This is a genomic window from Phyllobacterium chamaecytisi (assembly GCF_020164455.1).
Lineage (GTDB): Bacteria > Pseudomonadota > Alphaproteobacteria > Rhizobiales > Rhizobiaceae > Phyllobacterium > Phyllobacterium chamaecytisi.
Genome location: NZ_JAIQWW010000052.1, coordinates 1 through 3,482 on the forward strand (window position 1 = coordinate 1; position 3,482 = coordinate 3,482).

At 56.4% G+C, this 3,482-nt stretch carries 3 protein-coding genes and 1 pseudogene; all 4 read right to left on the reverse strand.

The features are described 5' to 3' along the window. A pseudogene (locus LB462_RS30780) lies at nt 1-330 on the reverse strand (hypothetical protein); the annotation flags it as partial. 18 nt (nt 331-348) lie between these two features. Continuing rightward, a complete protein-coding gene (locus tag LB462_RS30785; protein ID WP_224515903.1) occupies nt 349-1,209 on the reverse strand; it encodes a carbohydrate ABC transporter permease in 861 nt (286 codons plus the stop codon). Beyond that, complete coding sequence (locus tag LB462_RS30790) at nt 1,209-2,156, reverse strand: carbohydrate ABC transporter permease (protein ID WP_224515905.1); 948 nt, start codon at nt 2,154-2,156, stop codon at nt 1,209-1,211. Before LB462_RS30790 ends, LB462_RS30785 begins: the two co-directional genes overlap by 1 nt. A gap of 41 nt (nt 2,157-2,197) precedes the next feature. After that, nucleotides 2,198-3,256 carry a LacI family DNA-binding transcriptional regulator gene (locus LB462_RS30795; protein ID WP_224515912.1) on the reverse strand — a complete coding sequence of 353 codons (1,059 nt, stop codon included), beginning with the start codon at nt 3,254-3,256 and terminating at the stop codon, nt 2,198-2,200. Between the last annotated feature and the right edge of the window lie 226 nt (nt 3,257-3,482).

Genomic DNA, 3,482 nt, shown 5'->3' on the forward strand with positions numbered 1-3,482 from the left:
CATCATGGAGGAACCCATCTGCACGATATCGAAGCTCGTAGGTCCCGGGCCGGACATTTCGGCCCGGGACCGTACGACCAGCGCCTCCATGGGCAACTGCACGTATTCGACGTCTATGCCCGTGTCATTTTTAAAGGCGGGAATCGCGTCTTGGAGGATCGTTCCCTTCCATGAGGCGTTGTCGCCGAGGACGACGAGCTTGGAAGGCTTTTTTCCAAGCTCCGCGCGGGCTGAAGTCGACGGGCCGAGTGCGGCCAGATTGATGCCGGCCAGAGTCGATCCAAGCAGCGTGCGCCGATTGATCAGGCCTTTCTTGCTGGAAACGGTCATGGCTTCCTCCATCATACCTCAAGGAATTCTAGCATCGTTCACCGCGCCTGACGACAGGCCGGGAATAAGGTGCCTTTGAACGATCAGCGAAAACACGATCACGGGCAGAAGAACCAGAATGCCGGATGCGGCGATGGCTCCCCAATCGGTCCCGGTCTCGCTACCCGCGTAAGTGCTCAAGACGACCGGAGATGTTCGCGTGGCGTTGTTGGTGAGAATTGCCGCGAAGATGAAGTCGTTCCAGGCAAGGAGCAGCGACAAGATGGCCGCGGTTGTGATTCCGGGCTTGGCCAGGGGCAAGGCGATCCTGAGGAAAGCCCCCGTCCGGGACGCGCCGTCCATATAGGCCGCTTCTTCCAAGTCGCGCGGCACACTTTTGAAGAAGTCGCGCGTGACCCAGACGACCACGGGAAGACTGAATGTCGTATAGGCCAGGATGAGGCCTATCCTGGTGTTGATCAGTCCGATCAGACTGTACATCACATATAACGGCAACAACGCTGCAATTGGCGGCAGCATCCGCATCAGGAGCAGCGAAAAGAAGATGAGTTTGCGACCGGGGAAGCGGAATCGGGCGATGGCGTACGCCGCGGGTATGCCAACAAACAAGGAGACCAGAACCGTCGAGGTGGTCACCAAAAAACTGTTCCAGAAGGAAACCAGAAAGTTCCCCTCAGACAAGACCGCGAAATAGTTCTCCATGGTCGGCCACCACAGAAAGAGTGGCGGTGTCGTGAAAATCTGCTCGCGTGTCTTCAAGGATAGTCCAAGGACCCAAAGCAGCGGCAGCAGGAAGATCACAAGCATGCAGATCAATGCGGCATACACGAAGACGTAGTAGAATCCTCTCCTGTAGCCTGTGTGCAACAGCGATTTCATCAGTCGGTCTCCTTTGGGCGCATGGTGGCTATCAGAAGCAGGCAGACCGTCAAGACGATCAGGAGCATGATCCACGACGCAGCCGAGGCAAGCGTGAGATCGAAGCTGAAGAAGGACGTGTGATAGACGTAAATGGAAAGTACCAACGTCGCGTTCGCAGGCCCGCCTGCGGTCATCACGTAGACGTTGTCGAAGGCCCTGAACTCAAAAATGATCCGTAGGAGCATAGCCACGAGCAAATAGGGCGACAAAAGCGGCAAAGTTACATGACGGAACAGTGCCATCTTGGTCGCGCCATCGATCCTCGCCGCTTCCATTATCTCCTTGGGCACGGACTGCAGACCCGCCAGGACGAGCAGGGCAACGAACGGTGCGTTCTGCCACACGTTCACTCCGCCCACTGTGATGAGTGCCAGCGTCGGGTCGCCGAGCCAGATGACCGGCGATCCGATGAGATGGTCGACAAGGCCATAGGTGGGATCGAGGAGAAGCTTCCAGCAAAGCGCAGCGACAATCGGAGTGGCCATCATCGGGACGATCAATGCCGTTCGAAAGATGCAGATGAACGGAAGTTCCAGATTGAGAAGCAGGGCAATGGCCAGCCCAATCAGAATTTCGAGGCAGACCGTCGCGGCCGTATAACCAAGCGTGAGCCCAAGACTTGCAAGGAAGACAGGATCTGCGAAAAGGTCCCTGTAATTTCGCAAGCCTACGAACTGGACTTCCGAAACAGGCTGGCCAATTGACCAGCCAGCGAAGCTCATGATCAACGACAGTATCAGCGGCAAGCCCAGGACTGCGACGCTCAGGGCCACAGTCGGGAGAATAGCCAGCGGAACGAAAAACAAGTCAGCTGTTTTGCTGACCAGGCCAGCAGTCGTCAGCCTCCTGACGCCCGAACCGGGAGGCGAAACTAAACGCTCGGGGTGTCGATCGTCATGGCTCATCCCTCGGCCCTTCACCCATGGGTCTGAGCTAGTCTCGCCGATTAACCGCGCTGTGTCTTCCCATTAATTGTATTCAGTCTTGCCCGCGCGTCGTACTTCCGCTCCCACGGCACGAGTGAAGCCGGCCCCGTGGACTCGCGTATGATCAGTTCCGGCACGAGACTTATGCGAAGCGGAGGAACTGTCCGATAGTGGGGATTAGAGACCCTGTCGATGATGCAACGCGCCATCGCCGCTCCCATTTCGACATGAGGCACCCTGATTGTCGTCAAGCGGGGGGCAACTTGCGAGGCCGATATGAAATCGTTGAAACCGACCACCGAAACATCATCGGGCACCCGAATTCCCATAATGGCCAGTTCCGAAATCACGCTCACGGCTATACCGTCATGAGCACAAAACAGGGCGGTCGGTTTGCCGCCCGAATCCATGTAGTCAAGGAGCGGTTTGCGCAAACCTGCCTCTTCGTCAAAAACGAGATCGTCAACTTCTCCGTCGATCTCCCTTGCCCCATCGCATAGACCCCGAAATCTCTCGGCCCTGCCTAACAACCTAGCGTCTCCGTGGACAAATGCGAACTTGCGGTGGCCGAGCGTCGCCAGGTAGCGGGCAATCGTCACGCCAGCTTCCCAGTCGGGCCCCGACACCAGATCGATGCGCTCCAGGGGACCTGCATAGCCTGAACAGACCAGGGGCAGGTTGTTCCGGCTTGCAAACTCGGAGAATTCCTCCGGGTAAGGTACTGCAAGGATCAACCCCACCACAGCCTCATCAATCGAAGGGCTGTCGAAGACGCTTTGCGCCTGTCTCGGGATTACCATGTAGCCGTACGCCTCGGCCTGCTGCTCCGCGCCAAGGAGGATGTTTGACCACAACTCCGTGCTTACGCGGTCGATTTCTTGGCGCAGGAATAATATTTGCCCGCGGTTTTGCGCCGGTTCGGCCATAAGCGCATAGCCCATGTCCTGGGCGGCCCGCTCAATCCTTCGGCGTGTGGCTTCCGCTACGCCCGGTTTGCCCGACAGAGCTCTTGATACAGAAAATTTTGAAATCCCGAGCGCGTCGGCAAGGTCTTGCAAAGTCACGCGGTTTCTCGGCATTAACGATGTCCCGACTCAGCAGAGTTGCTATATATTACCTATCAAAGTTGCGAAATTACCGCAATAGAATTGCGCAACTTGTTTTGTTATGCTAGAGATGAGGTTCCAAATTTGAAATCGTTCGTATCACTATGCAGATTGGGAAATCTACTGGCGTCACCAGAGAAGTTGTACTCTGTTTGAAAGAGCATGCGCCAAAAATGCAGCACCTCGGCGCAATCTCTGT